The sequence below is a fragment of the Sphingosinicella soli genome (genome assembly GCF_014199685.1).
GTDB classification, from domain to species: domain Bacteria; phylum Pseudomonadota; class Alphaproteobacteria; order Sphingomonadales; family Sphingomonadaceae; genus Sphingosinicella; species Sphingosinicella soli.
Genome location: NZ_JACHNZ010000019.1, coordinates 40,694 through 58,382, shown reverse-complemented (window position 1 = coordinate 58,382; position 17,689 = coordinate 40,694). Strand labels below are relative to the sequence as shown.

Sequence of the window (17,689 nt, the reverse complement as noted above, 5' to 3'; positions counted from 1 at the left end):
GTTGTGCCGTCAGATCGGCATCACGTCAGCTATGAAAACGGTCATCCGCGCGCTGCGCCGTCGCCGCGTGTCAGGCCGAAAAAAGCCATTGCAGCGATCACCAGCGATACGAACATCACTGCGGCCATTGGAACGGCCGTTCCGTCCGCGAGCAGGCTGGCAATCGTCATCGTCAGCGCCCCCACGGTGAAACCGGTGGCCCCCAACAGCGCGCTGACCGAGCCCGAACGTGACGGATCGACACTCAGCGCCCCCGCGCTCGCGTTGCCCATCATGAAACCGAAGCTGGACAGAATGCCGAAAAACATCACCGTGATCGCTGGAAGACCGCCAATATCCAGAATCGCGATTGCGAGGAATGCGAGCCCGAACAACGCCGCAACGATGCTCGCAACCGCAAGAATGCTGTCGGCTCGGAAGCGTGAAAGCGCGACGCGGTTCAGCTGGCTGGCAATCACAAGGCCAAGCGCGTTGAGCCCGAAGAGCCAGCCGTAGCCGGTGGGCGAAATGCCGTAAGTCCCCATGATAAGTGCGGGTGACGCCGAGATATAGGTGAACAGGCAGGCGCTGTTGCACGCGCTCGCGAGCAGATAGCCAAGCAGCTTGCGGTTGGTCGCCAGCAACGCCAGCGCGGCAATCGGATGCTCGCCGCGCGCCGTCGCCTCGGTCGCGTCGGAGCGCGTCTCGCGGAGCCGGAACAGGATGACATAGAGCATCACAAGCCCGAACAGCGTCATGAAGACGAAAATGGCCCGCCAGTTCGTCACCACCATAAGATAGCTGCCGAGCAGCGGTGCCAGCACCGGCGCCAGCCCGAACACGAGCATGATCATCGAGAACACCCGCGCCGACTCCTGATGATCGAACACGTCGCGAACGATGGCGCGGGAAATCACCATTCCGGCGCAGGCGCCCAGGCCCTGTCCGAAGCGAAGCGCGGCAAGGATGTTGGGAGACGCCGCGAAGGCGCACAGCAGGGATGCAACCACGTAGATCGCAACGCCCGCGATCAGCGGCGGGCGTCGTCCGATCCGATCCGAAAGCGGCCCATAGACCAATTGCCCGATCGCGAGCCCCGCGAGAAAGGTCGCGAGCGAGCGTTCAACGACACCGTGCGAAGCGCCGAAATCCGCTGTGATCGCGGGCAGCGCCGGCAAATACATATCGATCGAAAGTGCGCCGAACGCGGTCAAGCCGCCCAGTAGAACGACCAGACCCGTCATCGACTTTTTCGATGAAGTTCGGGACGAAGTTCCGGGCACGCTTCCTGTTCCTCTAGGCGGGTGACTCTCCGCACGGGTGTGACTATGCGTGATCGCCGATTCGGATACGCATTGGAGACCGCCGCTATGACCGCCATCAACGACGTTGTCGACCTTTCCCGCGACGGTGAGATTGCCGTGATAACGGTGAACTCGCCGCCGGTGAACGCGCTTTCCGCACCGGTTCGCGACGGCATCGCGCAGGGCGTCGCGTCAGCGATCGCCGATGCCGAGGTGAAGGCAATCGTGCTCATCTGCGCGGGTCGCACGTTCATCGCCGGCGCCGACATCACCGAGTTCGGCAAGCCCCCGCGCGGCGTCAGTCTTCACGATATGATCGACGTGATCGAAAGCGCCACCAAGCCGGTGATCGCCGCGATTCACGGCACCGCGCTCGGCGGCGGTCTCGAAACCGCGCTCGGCGCGCACTACCGTGTCGCGGTGCCTTCGGCAAAGCTCGGCCTTCCCGAAGTGAAGCTCGGCCTGCTCCCCGGCGCGGGCGGCACGCAGCGCCTGCCGCGTGTCGTCGGCGCAGAGGCGGCGCTCAAGATGGTCACGTCGGGCAATCCCATCGGCGCGAAAACCGCTCTGGAATCGGGCCTCGTCGATGAACTCGTCGATGAAGCCGACCTTCGCGGCGGCGCGATCGCGTTCGCGCGCAAGGTCGTCGCCGAGAACCTCCCGCTCAAGAAAATCCGCGACCGCAGCGTGTCCGCCGATCCGGCCTTGTTCGCCGAATTCCGCGCAGCGAACGCCCGCAAGTTCCGCGGCTTCGACGCGCCCGAGGCGAACATCAAGTGCATCGAAGCGGCCGTCAGCCTGCCTTTCGAAGAGGGCATGAAGCGCGAGCGCGAGCTGTTCATGGGCCTGATGACGGGCACACAGTCGGCGGCGCAGCGCCACATCTTCTTCGCGGAGCGTCAGGCCGCCCGCATCAAGGATCTGCCGGAGGGCACCAAACCGCGCGCGGTGAAGTCCGTCGGCGTGATCGGCGCGGGAACGATGGGGGGCGGCATCTCCATGAACTTCCTCTCCGCAGGCGTTCCGGTCACCATCGTCGAAACGAGCCGGGAAGCCCTTGATCGCGGCGTCGGCGTCATGCGCCGCAACTATGAGGCGAGCGCCGCCAAGGGCGCGCTGAAACCCGACGCCGTCGAGGCCAACATGGCGCGCCTCACCCCCGCTCTCGACCTTCAGGCGCTGGCGGACTGCGACCTCATCATCGAGGCCGTTTTCGAGGACATGGCCGTGAAGAAGGATATCTTCGGCAAGCTCGACCGCATCGCGAAGCCCGGTGCGATCCTCGCCACCAACACCTCGTATCTCGACGTCGACGAGATCGCCTCGGCTACGGCGCGCCCGCAGGATGTCGTCGGCCTCCACTTCTTCTCGCCGGCCAATGTGATGAAGCTGCTGGAGGTGGTGCGCGGCGCAAAGACCGCGCCCGATGTGCTTGCCACCGCGATGTCGCTCGCCAAGGCGATCGGCAAAGTTCCTGTTGTTGCAGGCGTCTGCTTCGGGTTCATCGGCAACCGCATGCTGCGCGCCCGTCAGGATCAGGCGCAGGCGCTGATCCTCGAAGGCGCGATGCCGTGGGATGTGGACCGCGTGCTCTACGATTTCGGCTTCCCGATGGGGCCGTTCCAGATGTCCGATCTCGCCGGGCTCGACATCGGCTGGTCGGCGGCGACGTCGAAGGGCGAGAGCATCCGCGACCGGCTCTGCGAGGCTGGCAAGCGCGGCCAGAAGACCGGCAGCGGCTTTTACGATTACGACGAGAAGCGCAACCGCACGCCCTCGAAGGTCGCCGAGGAAATCATCCTGGCGAAGTCAGCCGAACTCGGCATCGCGCGGCGGCAGATTTCAGACACGGAAATCCTCGAACGCTGCCTTTATCCGATGATCAACGAAGGCGCGAAGATCCTTGAAGAAGGCATCGCCCAGCGCCCGTCCGACATCGATGTCGCGTGGATATACGGCTACGGCTTCCCCGTGTATCGCGGCGGTCCGATGTTCTACGGCGATACTGCGGGGCTCAGGACGGTCGTCGAGGGTCTCGGCAAATACGAAAAGGCCCAGGGCGAAGCCTTCAAACCCGCCGCGCTGCTGATCGGCCTTGCCGGCGAAGGCAAATCTTTCCGCGATCTTAACTAACTGGCGCGGCTACGGAACAATCCGGCGATTGCTTCGCTTTATGGCTTCAGGCTTCGGGCCTGATCCAATAGGAGGGAGCTCGCCATGAATCTCATTCTCGTGCTTATCGTAGGCGGTCTTATCGGCTGGGTGGCCAGCATGATTATGCGGACCGACGGCCAGCAGGGCATTTTTCTCAACATCGTCGTCGGTGTCGTCGGCGCGCTGATCGCCGGTTTTCTGCTCGGCGGCGGTGCCTCGATCCTGAATGCGCCGCTCAATCTGGTGACCATTCTCTGGTCGCTGCTGGGTGCGGTCATCCTTCTGGCGATCGTCAATCTGGTTCGTCGCGGCACCGTTCGCTAACGGGCCACGTTACCAATGGAAAAGGGCGTCCGCTTTGGACGCCCTTTTTTTGTCATGCCGAACGGAATTTCACGATCTTGCCGGGCTCGCGCGGCGGCTCGCCCTTGGGAAGCGCATCAATGTGCTCCATGCCTTCGATCACCTCGCCCCAGGCCGTGTACTGGCGGTCGAGGAAACGCGCGTCGTCGAAGCAGATGAAGAACTGGCTGTTCGCTGAATTGGGGTTGGCGCTGCGCGCCATGGAGCAAACGCCGCGCACGTGGGGCACTTCGTTGAACTCGGCCTTCAGGTCGGGCATTTCGGATCCGCCCATGCCCGTGCCGGTCGGGTCGCCGCCCTGCGCCATGAAGCCGGGGATCACGCGGTGAAACACCACGCCGTCGTAGAAACCCTCGTCCGCAAGCGTGCGGATGCGTTCGGCATGGGCCGGAGCCACATCGGTGCGCAGGCGGATTTTCACGTCGCCCGTCTCGAGCGTCATAACGAGTGTATCGGTGGTCACGGCATATCCTTTTTTGCTGAGATAGGGCTTGCCGCGTCCCTAGCCGTTGGGCAAAAGCACACGCAAGCGAATAAGGGCGGTTAGCTCAGTTGGTAGAGCATCTCGTTTACACCGAGAGGGTCGGCGGTTCGAGCCCGTCACCGCCCACCATCGCCCTTGCGGAACCTCAGAACATCCTCGACCGTTGAACCGGCAGTGCAACGGAAGGACGATGATGACCGACGTTTTCAAGCTTCTGAAGGCGGACCACGACCGCCACCGCGCCATTCTCGCGAAGCTCGACGACCTGAGGGGCGACAGCGCGAAACGGCGCGAACTGTTCGAGGATTTCCGGATCGAGGTGACGGCCCACGCCAATGCCGAGGAGCAGTCGCTGTATTCGGTCATGCTCGGCAACCCGGAGCTTCAGAAGGAAGGCCGGCATTCGGTGGCGGAGCACAAGGAGATCGACGATTTCCTTGAGGAGCTTCAGGATCTGGATATGGCCACCCCTGAATGGGATGAGACCTTCCGCCAGATGAAGCATCGCTACGAGCACCACATCGACGAGGAGGAAGAGGATATCTTCCCGGCCGCAGAGGAAGAGTTGTCCCGTGCGTGTGAAAACGAGATGGGTGAGGTCTTCGCTGAGCGCAAGGCCGCGGAAAAGGCAGAAATCGCCGCAGATACATAAGTGCAACGAGAGGAATGGTGGGCGCGACAGGGATTGAACCTGTGACCCCTCCCGTGTGAAGGGAGTGCTCTACCGCTGAGCTACGCGCCCGCCCCGGCGTACCGGACCGGCGGTGCAGATACGTTTCCGCCCGCCATGTGTCCAGCCCGTTTCTGCTGAACCACCGCCTCGGCTCAAAATGCATATGCCCGAAATGCAAAGGGCGCCGCGAATGCGACGCCCTTCGACCAAACCCTTGCGGGCGCAGTCCTAGTTGACCGCGTCCTTGAGGCCTTTGCCGGCCTTGAACTTGGGTTGCACGCTGGCTGCGATCTTCATCGTTTCGCCCGTGCGCGGGTTACGGCCCGTCGAAGCCTTGCGCTTCGCCGTTGCGAAGGTTCCGAAGCCGACGAGACGCACTTCGTCTCCCTTCTTCAGGGCCTTCGTGATGCTCTCGAACACGGCCTCGACGGCCTTGCCCGCGTCAACGCGCGAGAGACCTGCTGCGTCCGCAACCGAGCCGATAAGTTCCTGCTTGTTCATTCCCTGTACCCCCAAGACGGAAGAGTGGTTGATCGGCGAATAAAAGCCGGGCGCCATGTAAGTGCCCGGCTTTATCAGAGTCAAAGGGAAAACCGCAGAATTTGGGGCTTTCCCGAACTTTTTATCGCTTTTCGCCTCAATGGCGGATGGAGAGGTCTCCAGCCTCGGTCGCCGGAGCCACTGCAGGCGCGGGAATCACCGGTTCGACCCATTCGATCGGCTCGATCGGGCGGGCCAGCGCCACGGCAAGCACCTGATCGACATGGCTGACAGGCCGAATCGTCAGGCCATCCTTCACGTTCGCCGGAATTTCGGCGAGGTCTTTTTCATTCTCCGCAGGGATCAGCACCGTGGTGATCCCGCCGCGCAGCGCTGCGAGCAGCTTCTCCTTGAGCCCGCCGATCGGCAGCACGCGCCCGCGAAGCGTCACTTCGCCGGTCATCGCCACCTCCTTGCGCACGGGAATGCCCGTCAGCGTCGAGATGATCGACGTGACCATCGCGACACCCGCCGAGGGGCCATCCTTCGGGGTCGCGCCTTCCGGCACGTGCACGTGAATGTCCTTCACCTGGAACACCGTCGGCTTGATGCCGTATTGCGGCGCGCGGGACTTGATGAACGAGTTCGCCGCCTCGATCGATTCCTTCATCACGTCGCCGAGCTTGCCCGTCGTGCGGATCGCGCCCTTGCCGGGCACGGTCACCGCCTCGATGGTCAGAAGTTCGCCGCCCACCTCGGTCCACGCAAGGCCCGTGGTCGCGCCGACCTGATCCTCTTCCTCGCCGATACCGAAGCGGAACTTGCGGACCCCCGCATAGTCGCCGAGATTGTCCGGGGTGATGGTGACCTTCTCGGCCTTGCCTTCCAGAATCTGCCGCAGCGCCTTGCGGGCAAGGCGCGCCAATTCGCGCTCCAGCGTACGGACACCGGCTTCCCGCGTGAAATAGCGGATGAGATCGCGCAGCGCCTCGTCCTCGATCGCGAACTCGCCATCCTTCAGACCGTGCGCTTCGATCTGCTTGGGCAGCAGGTGCGCCTTCGCAATCTCCAGCTTCTCGTCTTCGGTGTAGCCCGACAGCCGGATGATCTCCATGCGATCCAGCAGCGGCTGGGGCATGTTGAGACTGTTCGCCGTCGTCACGAACATCACGTCCGAAAGGTCGTAATCGACCTCCAGATAGTGATCGTTGAACTTGGAGTTCTGCTCCGGATCAAGCACCTCAAGCAGCGCCGACGATGGGTCGCCCCGGAAATCCTGTCCCAGCTTGTCGATTTCGTCGAGCAGGAACAGCGGGTTCGATGTGCCGGATTTCTTCAGGTTCTGGATGACCTTGCCGGGCATCGAGCCGATGTACGTGCGCCGGTGGCCGCGAATCTCGGCCTCGTCACGCACGCCGCCCAGCGACTGACGGATGAACTCGCGTCCGGTCGCCTTCGCGATCGAGCGGCCAAGCGAGGTCTTGCCGACGCCCGGCGGGCCGACGAGGCAAAGGATCGGCCCCTTCAGCTTGTTGGCGCGGGTCTGCACGGCAAGATATTCGAGGATACGCTCCTTGACCTTGTCGAGCCCGTAGTGGTCCTCGTCCAAAATCTTCTCGGCCGCCTTGATATCCTTGCGAACCTTCGTCTTCTTGCCCCACGGCAGCGCCAGCAGCGTGTCGAGGTAATTGCGCACGACGGTCGCCTCGGCGGACATCGGCGACATCGCCTTCAGCTTCTTCAGTTCGCCTTCGGCCTTTTCTCGGGCTTCCTTCGAAAGTTTGGTTTTTTTCACCTTCTCGGCGAGTTCGTCGACTTCGCTGCGTCCCTCGTCGTCGCCGTCGCCCAGTTCGCGTTGAATGGCCTTCAGCTGCTCGTTGAGGTAATATTCGCGCTGGGTCTTCTCCATCTGCCGCTTGACGCGGTTGCGGATCTTCTTCTCGACCTGCAGCACGCCCATTTCGCCTTCCATGAAGCCGAAAACCATCTCCAGCCGCTTGCTGGGCGAGCGTTCGGAAAGCAGCGCCTGCTTGTCGGCGATCTTCAGGCTCAGGTTCGATGCGATGGTATCGGCGAGTCGCGAGGGATCCTCGATCTGGCCGACCTGCACGACGACTTCGGGCGCCACTTTCTTATTGAGGCGCACATATTGCTCGAAATGTTTGACCGCCGAGCGCACGAGCGCTTCAAGATCGGCCTCGTCGGGGGTCTCGTCCTCGACCGTGACGACGTCCGCCTCCAGATAGGCATCCTCGGCGCGCACGCGCGTCACCTCGGCGCGGTGCTGGCCTTCCACGAGAACCTTGACCGTGCCGTCGGGCAGTTTCAGCAGCTGCAGCACCGTCGCGACGGTGCCGACTTCATAAAGATCCTCGCCCTCGGGGTCTTCCTCGGACGGATCGCGCTGCGAGAGCAGCAGGACGTTCTTGTTCGCCGTCATCACCGCTTCCAGCGCCGCGACGGACTTTTCGCGTCCAACGAAGAGCGGCACGATCATCTGCGGAAAGACCACGATGTCGCGCAGCGGCAGGACGGGGTAGGTCTCGGTCATTCTCTCAACAACTCCAAAGCCGGGCGCGGCACCGCGCCACCTCGTGTGTCAATATGGGCACGGTCGGCACGCCGCACAATGGCGACACTACATGCTTTCACTGAAGAGGGAGTGAATTCTCGTTTCGTGAACGAAAAGAGCGGCGGGTGCTTTCGCGCTTCCTGCCGGGGGCGCTGCGCGGCAGCGCGTGTCGTTTTTTAGCCGGTAAAGAAAAACGGCGGCCCGAGGCCGCCGTTTGTAGATAGATCACCGCTTTTGGCTATCAGGCTGCGTCGCCGGACACCTTTTCCTTGGCCTTCTTCGCAAAGACCTTGATAGGTTCCTTGCTGCCCATCACGACGTCCTTATCGATGCGAACTTCGTCAACATCATCGAAGCTCGGCAGATCGAACATCGTGTCCAGCAGGATGCCTTCCATGATCGAGCGGAGGCCGCGTGCGCCTGTCTTGCGTTCGATGGCCTTTTTCGAGATCGCCATCAGCGCGTCTTCACTGAACGTGAGCTTCACGTTCTCCATCTCGAAGAGCTTCTGATACTGCTTGACCAGAGCGTTCTTCGGCTCGGTCAGGATCTGGATCAGCGCCTTTTCGTCGAGATCCTCGAGCGTCGCGATGACCGGCAGACGGCCCACGAACTCGGGGATCAGGCCGAACTTCAGCAGGTCTTCCGGCTCGCAGTTCTTCAGAACCTCGCCCGTGCGGCGTTCATCCGGCGCGGCGACATAAGCGCCGAAGCCGATCGACTTGCCCTGCAGGCGGTCCGCGATGATGCGTTCGAGACCCGCGAAAGCGCCGCCGCAGATGAACAGGATGTTCGTCGTATCCACCTGCAGGAACTCCTGCTGCGGATGCTTGCGGCCGCCCTGCGGCGGAACGCTCGCGGTGGTGCCTTCCATGATCTTCAGGAGGGCCTGCTGGACGCCCTCGCCCGAAACGTCGCGCGTGATCGAGGGGTTGTCCGCCTTGCGGCTGATCTTGTCGATCTCGTCGATATACACGATGCCGCGCTGCGCGCGCTCGACGTTGTAGTCGCTCGCCTGCAGCAGCTTCAGGATGATGTTCTCGACGTCCTCGCCGACATAGCCGGCTTCGGTGAGCGTCGTCGCGTCCGCCATCGTGAACGGCACGTCGAAGGTCTTGGCGAGCGTCTGCGCGAGCAGCGTCTTGCCGCAGCCGGTCGGGCCGACGAGCAGGATGTTCGACTTCGCCAGCTCGATCTCGGAGCCCTTGGCGCCGTTGTTGAGCCGCTTGTAGTGGTTGTGAACCGCGACCGAGAGCACGCGCTTGGCCTGCGACTGCCCGATCACGTAATCGTCTAGAACGTCGCAGATTTCGCGCGGGCTGGGCACGCTGCCGTCGCTTTTCTTCGCCAGCGCGCCTTTGGTTTCTTCGCGGATGATGTCGTTGCAAAGCTCGACGCATTCATCGCAGATGAACACCGTCGGACCCGCGATCAGCTTCCTGACCTCGTGCTGGCTCTTCCCGCAGAACGAGCAGTAGAGCGTATTCTTGGAGTCGCCGCCGCCGCTGAGCTTGGTCATAAAACGCCTCTTCCGGCCTCCGCGCCGGTTTCTTTGCCGCTTGCCATCCTAGCGCGCACGCACGCCGCTTCAATGGACAATACGGTCACATTCCCGAAATATATAGCACCGCCTTGTTCAACGGAACGTGAACGGGCGGATACCCGCATCACGCCGCCTTGGCTTCCGCGTCGGTCGGCGACGGGCGTGTTTCGAAGACCTCGTCGATCAATCCGAAATCCTTCGCCTCGTCCGCAGACATGAACTTGTCGCGCTCGACTGCCGTTTCGATCTTCTCGACCGCCTGCTTCGTGTACTTCGCCATCAGCTCGTTCATGCGCGAGCGGATGCGCAGGATTTCGCGCGCCTGGATCTCGATGTCGGTCGCCTGACCCTGCGCGCCGCCCGAGGGCTGGTGGACCATGATGCGCGCGTTGGTGAGCGCGATGCGCATGCCCGGCTCGCCCGCCGCAAGAAGGAACGCACCCATCGAAGCGGCTTGACCGATGCACACCGTGCCGACGCGCGGGCGGATGTACTGCATCGTATCATGGATCGCCATGCCCGCCGTGACGACACCGCCCGGCGAGTTGATGTACATGAAGATGTCCTTCTTCGGGTTTTCCGATTCGAGGAAGAGGAGCTGCGCCGTGATGAGCGACGCCATGTGATCCTCAACCGGTCCGGTCACGAAGATGATGCGTTCCCGAAGCAGCCGCGAATAGATGTCGAAGCTGCGCTCGCCCCGGTTCGACTGCTCGATGACGATGGGGACGAGAGCGTTCGTGAGGCTGCTGACGGGGTCGATCATGAGTGTCCTTCGCGGGCGTTTATCTGTTCCGATAGCAGGATAGGTCGGCACAGGGGCGCCCGCTGTCAAGTGGGCGAAGTGGAGGCGAAGGAAGCCCGGGGGCCGGCATGGCCGCCCCCCGGCATCAGTTCGCTCGGTTCAGGCCTTCGCGGCTTTTTTCGCCGGGGCCTTTTTTGCTGGTTTCTTTTCAGGTTTCGCATCGGCTTCAGTTGCTTCCGCCTTTGCGTCCGTCTTCTTGGCGGCGGGCTTCTTTTCGGCCTTCACCGCGTCTTCCTTCGGCTCGGCGGTTTCCGCCTTCGCCGTCTTCTTGGCAGCCTTCTTAGGCTTGCCCTCCCCGTCCGAATGATCGTGATCGTGGCCGCAGCCCGGGCCGTGGACGTGGCCAGTCGGCGTCTCGTCGTCGTCCTCGATCGCCTGCTGCAGTTCCTCGCGGCTGACGCTGCGCTCGGTCAGCTCGGCCTTGCCGATGAGCAGATCGACGACCTTGTCCTCATAGAGCGGCGCGCGAAGCTGCGCGGAGGCCATGGCGTTTTCCTGGAAGTACTTCACGACCTGCTGCTGCTGGCCCGGATAGCGCGCGGCTTCCTGACCGATCAGGCGGTTCATCTCGGCCTGTGTGACGTTCACGCCTTCCTTCTGGCCGATTTCGGAGAGAAGCAGCCCGAGGCGCACGCGGCGCTCGGCGATGCGGCGATATTCGTCCCTGTCCTTTTCAAGCTCGGCAACGGCGGCGGCAGGATCACTCTCCTGGCTCGCTTCGTGCTCCAGCTGCGTCCAGATCTGGCCGAATTCGGCCTCCACCATCGTCGGCGGCACGTCGAAATCGTGGTTCGCGGCGAGGTGATCGAGCAGCTTGCGCTTCATGTGCGTGCGGGTCATGCCCGAAAGCTCGGCGGAAATCTGGTCCTTCAGGATTTCCTTCAGCTTGTCGAGGTTCTCGAGGCCGAGGTTCGTCGCGAGCGTATCGTCGATCGCAGCTTCCTGCGGCTGACGCACCTCGGTGACGAGGACGTCGAACACGGCCGGCTTACCCTTGAGGTAGGCAACATTGTAATCTTCGGGGAAGTTTACTTCCACCTTGACCTTGTCGTTCGCCTTCACGCCGACAAGCTGGTCCTCGAAGCCCGGAATGAGACGGCCGGAGCCGATCTCGATCTGCATGGCCTCGCCCTTGCCGCCTTCGAACTCCTCGCCCTCGACGCTGCCGACGAAATCCATCACCACGACGTCGCCGGTCGCGGCCTTGTAGCTCTTCGCGGCGGGTTCGAAGCGCTTCTGCTGATCGGCGAAGCGCTTGAGCGCGTCCTCGATTTCCGCATCGCCCGGCTCGACGACGAGCTTTTCGAGCGTGATGCCCTCGATGTTGACCGAAGCGATCTCGGGAAGAACCTCAAGATCGACCGTGAACACGACATCCTTGCCCTGCGCATAATCGTCGGCAAGCGCCACGCCGGGCTGCATCGCGGGACGCAGCTTCTTGTCGGCGATGAGCTTCTGAACGCCGTCCTGAACGGCGGCGTTCAGCGCTTCGCCGTGCATCGCCTCGCCATGCATCTTCTTCACAAGATTCTTCGGAACCTTGCCGGGGCGGAAGCCGGGCATGCGGATCTGGCCGGAGACCTGCGTGAGCTGGGCGTCGATGCGCGATTCGAGATCCTTCGCGGGGATCGTCACTTCGTACTGGCGCTTCAGGCCTTCGTTCGTCTTCTCGGCAATCTGCATGTTGTCGGTCGGCTTTCGTTCAAGAACCCAAGTGTCTGTTCAAAGTCTGGTGCGGGCGAAGGGACTCGAACCCCCACGTCTTTCGACACCAGAACCTAAATCTGGCGCGTCTACCAGTTTCGCCACGCCCGCAGGTCCACCAAGGGGTGACCCCGGCAGCTTTGGCGGCGGTCTATACGCACGGGCGCGCAAGGTGGCAAGGCTTGGGCGCCAGTTATGCCGCCGACTGCTCCGGGAGAACGACACGGGCGCTGTGCGTCCCTCGACGTCGCTCGGGATGATGCACGTTTTTACGAGGCACAAAGGCCCGGTCACCCCTCCCGCACCGCACCGATCAGGAACTCGACATTGCCTTCGGGCCCCTTGATCGGGCTTTCGGTGATCCCGAGCACACGCCAGCCGGGCAGTGCACCGAGCCACGCCTCGACCTCGGCGCAGACACGGGCATGGGTGGCGGGATCGCGAACGACGCCGCCCTTCCCCACCTCCGCCGGCCCCGCTTCGAACTGCGGCTTGATGAGCGCCACGAGTCGCGCGCCAGCGCCCGCGAATTTCAGCGGCGTTTCCAGCACCTTGGCGAGGCCGATGAAACTGGCGTCGCAAACGATGATGTCGATGTCTTCGGGTATCTGCTCTGCCGTCAGATGGCGCGCATTGGTCTTTTCAAGCACGACGACACGCGGATCCTGCCGCAGCTTCCACGCAAGCTGGTTGGTGCCGACATCGACCGCGTAAACCTTCACGGCGCCGCGCGACAGCAGCACATCGGTGAAGCCGCCGGTCGAGGAGCCCACGTCCATCGCGACGCGCCCCGCCGGATCGATCCCGAAGTGGTCGAGGCCCTTTTCGAGCTTGAGCCCGCCGCGCGAGACCCACGGATGATCCTTTCCGCGCACCTCCACGGCTGCATCCTCGGCCACCGTCTCGCCCGCCTTGGCGACCTTGCGCTCGCCGACGAACACCACCCCCGCCATGATAAGCGCCTGCGCCTTCGCCCGGCTCTCCACGAGCCCGCGCGCGACAAGAAGCTGATCAATGCGGGTTTTGGGCATTGTGCTGATTTATAAAGAAAAGAATGTCCTGAACGGTATTGAACACCGGAATCCGTAGTGGGGAGTTCTTTTCAGGAATGGAGAGATTTAAAACGGTGAAAATCCGCTCCAGAATGTCGCAAACCTCTTCGTCGTCGATATGGTAAAATGCCGACACATCATCGTCCGGGTGGGGCAGCACGCCTTTCGCACAATAGGCTTCCAGCTCGTCCCAAACGATGGCGGCAACTCTTTGATCGACACCTCGCTCTTCCACCAAAGCGCAAAATGTATTCTTATCGAATCCGGTACGCCCCCTCGCCAATTTACGCTGCTGACTATTCAGCCAGAGCGATCCTCCGATCATGAGAACAAGCAGTACCGCTACGACGAAAGCGACTTTAGCCAAAATTATGCCCGCGCGCCCTCGGTCACGTTCGTGCTGTTGTGGCGGAGCGCGCTGAGCACGGTTTTGACGATGCCTGCCGCGTCGAGGCCCGCCTCGGCATACTGCTTTTCGGGGCTGTCCTGTTCCTGAAACACATCGGGCAGGCGCATGGTACGGATCTTGAGGCCTGCATCGAGCAGGCCGGTGTCGGACGCCATCGTCAGGACATGCGCGCCGAGGCCGCCGATGGCGCCTTCCTCCACGGTCACCACCACATCGTGTGTCGCAGCGAGTTTGCGGATCAGTGCCTCATCCAGCGGCTTGGCGAAGCGGAGGTCGGCGACCGTGGTCGACAGCCCCTTGGCATCGAGTTCGTCCGCGGCCTTCAGCGCTTCGCCGAGGCGTGTGCCGAGCGTCAGGATCGCGACCTTGCGGCCTTCGCGGACCACGCGGCCCTTGCCGATCTCCAGCCGCTCGGGGGTTTCGGGAAGCGCGAGGCCGATGCCGTTTCCGCGCGGATAGCGGAACGCGATCGGGCCGGAATCATGGAGCGCCGCCGTGTGCACCATGTGGACGAGTTCCACCTCGTCCGCCGCCGCCATGACCACCATGTTGGGCAGAGTCGCGAGATACGTGACATCGAACGAGCCTGCATGCGTGCTGCCGTCCGCACCCACCAGCCCGGCCCGGTCGATGGCGAAACGCACCGGCAGGTTCTGAATCGCCACGTCATGCACGACCTGATCGTAGGCGCGCTGCAGGAAGGTCGAGTAGATCGCGCAGAACGGCCGGTAGCCCTGCGCCGCAAGGCCCGCCGCAAAGGTGACGGCGTGCTGCTCCGCGATACCGACGTCGAAGCTGCGCTTCGGGAATTTTTGCTGGAACTTGTCGAGCCCGGTGCCCGAAGGCATCGCCGCCGTGATCGCGACGATCTTGTCGTCGCGCTCGGCCTCGGCCATCAACGCCTTGGCGAACACGCCCGTGTAGCTCGGCGGGCCGGATTTGGCTGGCGCCATCGCGCCGGTGATGACATCGAACTTGGTGACGCCGTGATACTTGTCCGCCGAGGCTTCCGCAGGCGCGTAGCCCTTGCCCTTCTTGGTGACGACGTGGATCAGGCACGGACCTTCCGCCGCGTCGCGCACGTTTTCCAGAACGGGGAGCAGGTGATCGAGGTTGTGTCCGTCAACCGGCCCCACATAGTAGAAGCCCAGTTCCTCGAACAATGTGCCGCCCGTCGCCATGCCGCGCGCGAACTCGTCGGCCTTGCGCAGCCCCGAGTGCAGCGGGCGCGGCATCTTCCGCGCGAGACGCTTGGCAAGATCGCGAAGGCCCAGGAACTCGCGGCTGGAAATGAGCCGCGCGAGATAGGCGGAAAGCCCGCCCACGGGCGGCGCGATCGACATATCGTTGTCGTTGAGGATGACGATGAGGCGGTTGCCCGCGGCCTCCGCATTGTTCATCGCCTCGTAGGCCATGCCCGCAGACATCGCCCCGTCGCCGATGACCGCGATCGCCTTGCCCGGCGCGCCCGAGAGCGTGTTGGCGACCGCGAAGCCGAGCGCTGCGGAAATGGAGGTGGAGCTGTGCGCCGCGCCGAAGGGATCGTATTCGCTCTCCCCGCGCCTGGTGAAGCCCGAAAGCCCGCCGCCCTGCCGGATCGTGCGCATGCGATCGCGGCGTCCGGTGAGGATCTTGTGCGGATAGGCCTGATGGCCGACGTCCCAGATCAGCCGGTCGCGCGGGGTATCGAACACATAGTGGAGCGCCACGGTGAGTTCCACGACACCGAGCCCGGCGCCGAGGTGGCCGCCTGTCTGGCTGACCGCGTCGATCATCTCTGCGCGCACGTCGTCTGCAAGCTGCCGGAGCTGCGAAGGCGCCAGTTTTCTAAGGTCTGCCGGGTCTTTGACCGTGTCGAGCAGCGGCGTGTTCGGCGAATTGGTCAAGGAATCCCCCAAGTGGAATGTCTCCGTTTCTTAACCTTGCAGCGCGGTCTTGTCGATTGCGCTGCGGGGATCAGACGCAGCCGGCGCACGTTCCGCGGACTTCCAGCACGGGCTGGACGGGTTTGAAACCCGCCCGGCGGGCCCGCTCGCGAACACTCTCGCTCAGCGAATCATCGTCGAGGTGGGTCGTGTTCCCGCAGGTGTCGCAAACAAGGAAGATACAGTCGTGGACACAATCAGGGTGCGCGTTGACGATATAGGCGTTCTTCGATTCGACGCGCTTGGCCAGGTTCGTCGTCACGAACAGGTCGAGGATGCGGTATATGCTGTTGGCGGCGACGCGCTTGTCGCGCGCTTTCGAAACCGAATCGGCGACGTCGTAAGCCGAAACCGGCCGATCGAACTGCGCAAGCGCCTCGAAAACGCTTGCCCGCATGTCCGTCCACTGCTCGCCTGCGGCCGTCAGCGTCCGCGCGGCGGCCGATATCAGGCTTTCGCCGTGCGGTTCATGATGTTTGTGCTTCGTCGCCATGCCCCGATTATGGGCATCCGCACCCTTCGCGGCAAGTTCCGCCGTGCAGGCACCGGATGTTGAGCCAGTGCGCCCACGCCACGAACACCGCGCCGATCACGGTGAAACCGAGTTCGGCATTGCCGTGCCCCATCGTCAGCGCGACCGCCATGAAACCGATGCCGAGCGCGCCGAGCGCGATCACGCTCCACCGCCGGTGCCGGTAAACGCCGCGCCCGAGACCGACGACGGCAAGCGGAATCGCAAGCGCCAGGCCCATCTTGTGGATGTCGTGCTGGAAAAAACCCGTCGTGCCGACCGACAACAGCGCGATCACAAGCGTCGTTGCGAGGCAATGCAGAAGGCAGAGCCCGGAAAGGCCGATCGCGGACCTGTCGATCCACATGTTGAAGCGGTTCTGCATGGCGCGGGGATATAATGTAACATTATCACATGCGCAAGCCCTTAAAGCCGTTGACCATTCCCGGAAACGGAACGTCAACGCGCATCCGCTATCCAAAGCGGCAACGGATTGAGTCTTCGGGTGGAACCGGCATGAGCAGCGGCATCGTCAGCGTTTACGTCACCTTCGCTTCGGCAGAAAACGCGGCGCGCATCGGCCGCCAGATGGTGGAGGAACGCCTCGCCGCATGCATCAACGTGCTCGGCCCCGCGCTTTCCATCTATCGCTGGCAGGGCAAGGTGGAGGAGGCAAACGAGGTCGCCGCGCTGTTCAAGACCACGGCGGGCTGCGCCGAGATTCTGGCGAAACGGCTCGCCGAAGTGCACGGCTACGAGAACCCGGCCGTCACCGTCTGGCCGATCGAGCACGCCCCGGCAGCCTATGTGCAGTGGGTGCGCGCGCAGGTGCGTTAGGCCGCGACCGCCCCCGGCATCACCGCATCGGCATAATCGCTGTCGGCGAGTGCGATGAGCTTGCGGTCGTCGTGGTTCCACGGGTGGAAGCCGGGCAGGAAAAATGCGCTCCACGCCGGGATCAGCCTGCGCACCACGCCGGGCCTGCCGAACCAGAACCACAGGATGCGCGCCCATGCGCCGGGCCCTTCAATGCCGTCCTGCTTCAAAAGGTAGAGCATCCCCTGGAAGCGCTTCTTCCAGAATTCCTTGCTGACGAGCAGCATCATGATCGCCTTGACCTTCCAGCGCTTCCAGCGCGACCAGTCCCGCGTGGCGTGCAGCCAGGTGTCGTAGGCGACGCCCTTGTGCTCGATCTCCTCGATCGCATGCCACTTCCACATCGCGACGAGCTGGGGGTCGGCGCCCTTCCAGTAATCGATGTCGCCGAGCATCCGCTGCGCCATGATCGCGGTATAGTGTTCAAGCGCCATCGTGACGGCGAGGTTCAGGATCTGCGGGCGGTCCTTCGTCAGTTCGAGCGATTCGATGACCACGTCTTCAAGGTGGCCGATCTCGTAGCCGGCCTCCGCGACGCGCTTGTTGAACGACACGTGCTCGCGGCTGTGCATCACCTCCTGCTTGATGAACGCATTGATCTCGCGCTCCAGCTTGGGCGGCACGCCGTCGCGAAAACCGCGCACGCTTTCCACGAAGAACGCCTCGCCGCGCGGGAAGGTGACGGAGAGCGCATTGTAGAAAGCCGTTGCAATCGGATCGCCGCGCATCCACCACCGATCCTGCCTCATGCCGCGCCCGAAGCGTCGGTCACGGGGGGTAATGGTCAGATCCGCAGGCGTTTTTTCACGGGTCATTGCAGTGCTCCTCAGCGCACAGAATGGGCTTTACTTACAC

General features: G+C 63.1%; 17 protein-coding genes and 3 tRNA genes. 5 read left to right on the top strand and 15 right to left on the bottom strand.

What is annotated here, in order from left to right; all coding sequences use genetic code 11:
* Positions 1-41 precede the first annotated feature (41 nt).
* Positions 42-1,223, bottom strand: a complete 1,182-nt coding sequence (locus GGQ98_RS09540) for a multidrug effflux MFS transporter (protein WP_184068581.1) — start codon at positions 1,221-1,223, stop codon at positions 42-44.
* A gap of 126 nt (positions 1,224-1,349) precedes the next feature.
* Between GGQ98_RS09540 and GGQ98_RS09535 the strand changes: the two genes are divergently transcribed.
* Together GGQ98_RS09535 and GGQ98_RS09530 are read left to right on the top strand one after the other, a co-directional pair.
* On the top strand, positions 1,350-3,416 hold the full coding sequence (locus GGQ98_RS09535; protein WP_184068577.1) for a 3-hydroxyacyl-CoA dehydrogenase NAD-binding domain-containing protein: 2,067 nt from the start codon (positions 1,350-1,352) through the stop codon (positions 3,414-3,416).
* An 84-nt stretch (positions 3,417-3,500) separates the two neighbouring features.
* On the top strand, positions 3,501-3,761 hold the full coding sequence (locus GGQ98_RS09530) for a GlsB/YeaQ/YmgE family stress response membrane protein (protein WP_184068574.1): 261 nt from the start codon (positions 3,501-3,503) through the stop codon (positions 3,759-3,761).
* 52 nt (positions 3,762-3,813) lie between these two features.
* Here GGQ98_RS09530 and GGQ98_RS09525 read toward each other — a convergent pair whose 3' ends face one another.
* Positions 3,814-4,242 (bottom strand): peptidylprolyl isomerase, encoded by a 429-nt coding sequence (locus GGQ98_RS09525; protein WP_207791336.1) that lies wholly within the window; start codon positions 4,240-4,242, stop codon positions 3,814-3,816.
* 95 nt (positions 4,243-4,337) lie between these two features.
* On the opposite strand from GGQ98_RS09525, the gene GGQ98_RS09520 reads away from it, so the two are divergent.
* Positions 4,338-4,413: transfer RNA gene (locus tag GGQ98_RS09520), tRNA-Val, on the top strand.
* Positions 4,414-4,477: 64 nt separating this feature from the next.
* A complete protein-coding gene (locus GGQ98_RS09515) occupies positions 4,478-4,936 on the top strand; it encodes a hemerythrin domain-containing protein (protein WP_184068569.1) in 459 nt (152 codons plus the stop codon).
* Positions 4,937-4,951: 15 nt separating this feature from the next.
* Here the strand turns inward: GGQ98_RS09515 and GGQ98_RS09510 are convergent.
* The 12 genes from GGQ98_RS09510 to GGQ98_RS09455 form a co-directional block, all read right to left on the bottom strand.
* Positions 4,952-5,026, bottom strand: a tRNA-Val gene (locus GGQ98_RS09510).
* A 159-nt stretch (positions 5,027-5,185) separates the two neighbouring features.
* The gene (locus GGQ98_RS09505; protein WP_121049309.1) at positions 5,186-5,458 is read right to left on the bottom strand and encodes an HU family DNA-binding protein; all 273 of its coding nucleotides are present in this window, start codon (positions 5,456-5,458) and stop codon (positions 5,186-5,188) included.
* A 136-nt stretch (positions 5,459-5,594) separates the two neighbouring features.
* Positions 5,595-7,988 (bottom strand): endopeptidase La, encoded by a 2,394-nt coding sequence (gene lon, locus GGQ98_RS09500; RefSeq protein WP_184068567.1) that lies wholly within the window; start codon positions 7,986-7,988, stop codon positions 5,595-5,597.
* 262 nt (positions 7,989-8,250) lie between these two features.
* Positions 8,251-9,528 carry an ATP-dependent Clp protease ATP-binding subunit ClpX gene (gene clpX, locus GGQ98_RS09495; RefSeq protein ID WP_184068564.1) on the bottom strand — a complete coding sequence of 426 codons (1,278 nt, stop codon included), beginning with the start codon at positions 9,526-9,528 and terminating at the stop codon, positions 8,251-8,253.
* A 148-nt stretch (positions 9,529-9,676) separates the two neighbouring features.
* Complete coding sequence (gene clpP, locus GGQ98_RS09490; protein ID WP_184068561.1) at positions 9,677-10,318, bottom strand: ATP-dependent Clp endopeptidase proteolytic subunit ClpP; 642 nt, start codon at positions 10,316-10,318, stop codon at positions 9,677-9,679.
* A 138-nt stretch (positions 10,319-10,456) separates the two neighbouring features.
* Entirely contained in the window at positions 10,457-12,040 is a 1,584-nt protein-coding gene (gene tig, locus GGQ98_RS09485; protein WP_184068558.1) for a trigger factor, read from the bottom strand.
* 47 nt (positions 12,041-12,087) lie between these two features.
* Positions 12,088-12,172: transfer RNA gene (locus GGQ98_RS09480), tRNA-Leu, on the bottom strand.
* Positions 12,173-12,351: 179 nt separating this feature from the next.
* Complete coding sequence (locus GGQ98_RS09475; protein WP_184068555.1) at positions 12,352-13,092, bottom strand: TlyA family RNA methyltransferase; 741 nt, start codon at positions 13,090-13,092, stop codon at positions 12,352-12,354.
* The gene (locus GGQ98_RS09470; RefSeq protein WP_184068552.1) at positions 13,073-13,480 is read right to left on the bottom strand and encodes a hypothetical protein; all 408 of its coding nucleotides are present in this window, start codon (positions 13,478-13,480) and stop codon (positions 13,073-13,075) included. The genes GGQ98_RS09475 and GGQ98_RS09470 overlap by 20 nt, the downstream gene beginning before the upstream one ends.
* 2 nt (positions 13,481-13,482) lie before the next feature.
* Entirely contained in the window at positions 13,483-15,408 is a 1,926-nt protein-coding gene (gene dxs / locus GGQ98_RS09465) for a 1-deoxy-D-xylulose-5-phosphate synthase (RefSeq protein ID WP_184068549.1), read from the bottom strand.
* 70 nt (positions 15,409-15,478) lie between these two features.
* Positions 15,479-15,940, bottom strand: a complete 462-nt coding sequence (locus GGQ98_RS09460) for a Fur family transcriptional regulator (protein WP_184068546.1) — start codon at positions 15,938-15,940, stop codon at positions 15,479-15,481.
* Between the two features lie 7 nt (positions 15,941-15,947).
* The gene (locus GGQ98_RS09455) at positions 15,948-16,343 is read right to left on the bottom strand and encodes a MerC domain-containing protein (RefSeq protein ID WP_243451795.1); all 396 of its coding nucleotides are present in this window, start codon (positions 16,341-16,343) and stop codon (positions 15,948-15,950) included.
* A 131-nt stretch (positions 16,344-16,474) separates the two neighbouring features.
* Here GGQ98_RS09455 and cutA point away from each other — a divergent pair, with 131 nt between their 5' ends.
* Positions 16,475-16,795 carry a divalent-cation tolerance protein CutA gene (cutA, locus tag GGQ98_RS09450; RefSeq protein WP_184068543.1) on the top strand — a complete coding sequence of 107 codons (321 nt, stop codon included), beginning with the start codon at positions 16,475-16,477 and terminating at the stop codon, positions 16,793-16,795.
* On the opposite strand, the gene GGQ98_RS09445 is transcribed toward cutA, so the two are convergent.
* Positions 16,792-17,649, bottom strand: coding sequence for a metal-dependent hydrolase (locus GGQ98_RS09445; RefSeq protein ID WP_184068540.1), 858 nt, complete (start codon positions 17,647-17,649; stop codon positions 16,792-16,794). The two genes, cutA and GGQ98_RS09445, sit on opposite strands and share 4 nt — an antisense overlap.
* Positions 17,650-17,689: the final 40 nt, after the last annotated feature.